2 protein-coding genes are annotated in these 1,209 nt (G+C 61.6%); both read right to left on the bottom strand.

What is annotated here, in order from left to right; translation table 11 throughout:
* Positions 1 to 86 precede the first annotated feature (86 nt).
* Positions 87 to 503, bottom strand: a complete 417-nt coding sequence (gene rplP, locus Q7J58_RS01990; RefSeq protein WP_304822682.1) for a 50S ribosomal protein L16 — start codon at positions 501 to 503, stop codon at positions 87 to 89.
* A 2-nt stretch (positions 504 to 505) separates the two neighbouring features.
* Positions 506 to 1,209, bottom strand: a 704-nt coding sequence (gene rpsC, locus Q7J58_RS01985; protein WP_304822679.1) for a 30S ribosomal protein S3, incomplete at its 5' end; no start/stop codon positions are given.

Genomic DNA, 1,209 nt, shown 5'->3' with positions numbered 1-1,209 from the left:
CCTTTTGCAGCGATTTCACTTCGGCCTCGAGGCCGGCCACATCCTTCTGGCGCAGTTCAGTAGTTTTCATATCATGGTCTCCTGAATCACTGACCCAGCAAGCGCGTCACAAACGTGGTGCGCAACGGAAGTTTGGCGGCGGCCAGCGTGAATGCTTCACGTGCCAGCTGCTCCGGAACACCCACGATTTCATAGAGTACTTTGCCAGGCTGAATTTCAGCCACATAGTACTCAACCGAGCCCTTGCCGTTGCCCATACGGACTTCGGCAGGCTTGTTGGAAATCGGCTTGTCCGGGAACACGCGAATCCAGATACGGCCACCACGCTTCACGTGACGGGAAATCGCACGGCGTGCGGCTTCGATCTGGCGGGCCGTGAGGCGACCGCGATCGGTGGACTTCAGACCGAAGGCACCGCAAGCCACGGTGGCGCCACTGGTGGCGACGCCCGTGTTGCGGCCTTTGTGCTCTTTCCGGTACTTGCGGCGAGCAGGTTGCAACATAGTTATTCTCCTTTGCCGTCCGCAGCTGCAGATGCGGGTGCGTCTTTGCGAACGCGCTTAACGGCGGGTGTGGTTTCGGTACCGGTGGCTTCAGCAGGCTTGTCGCTGCCATCGGCCGGTGCGGCATTGGCGCCAGGGCGGCGCACCGCAGCGCGGGCAGGCGGACCTGCTGGACGCTCACGGCGTGGACCACGTGGGCGGCGCTCTTCTTCGGCGCGGGGTGCCTCGGCCACCACGGGCGCATCGTTGCGTCCCAGGGTGTCGCCCTTGTAGACCCAGACCTTGACACCGATGATGCCGTAGGTGGTCTTGGCTTCGGACGTGCCGTAGTCGATGTCGGCGCGCAGGGTGTGCAATGGCACACGGCCTTCGCGGTACCACTCGCAGCGTGCAATTTCGATACCGTTCAGACGGCCCGACGACATGATCTTGATGCCCAGGGCACCCAGACGCATGGCGTTTTGCATCGCACGCTTCATGGCGCGACGGAACATGATGCGCTTTTCCAACTGCTGCGTGATCGAGTCGGCGATCAGCTTGGCATCGATCTCGGGCTTGCGCACTTCTTGGATGTTGACTGCAACCGGCACGCCCAACTTGGCAGCCAGTTCTTTCTTCAGCTTCTCAATGTCCTCGCCCTTTTTGCCGATCACCACGCCCGGACGTGCCGAGTAAATGGTGATGCGTGCGTTCTTGGCGGGGCGCT

The organism is Hydrogenophaga sp. (assembly GCF_030656115.1).
Classification (GTDB): Bacteria; Pseudomonadota; Gammaproteobacteria; order Burkholderiales; family Burkholderiaceae_C; genus Hydrogenophaga.
The sequence above is the reverse complement of the archived record's forward strand: the minus strand, read 5'-3'. Positions and strand labels throughout refer to the sequence as shown.

Excerpts from the sequence above, each read along its gene's own strand:
- rplP (WP_304822682.1), bottom strand. The coding sequence starts at position 503 with ATGTTGCAACCTGCTCGCCGCAAGTACCGGAAAGAGCACAAAGGCCGC.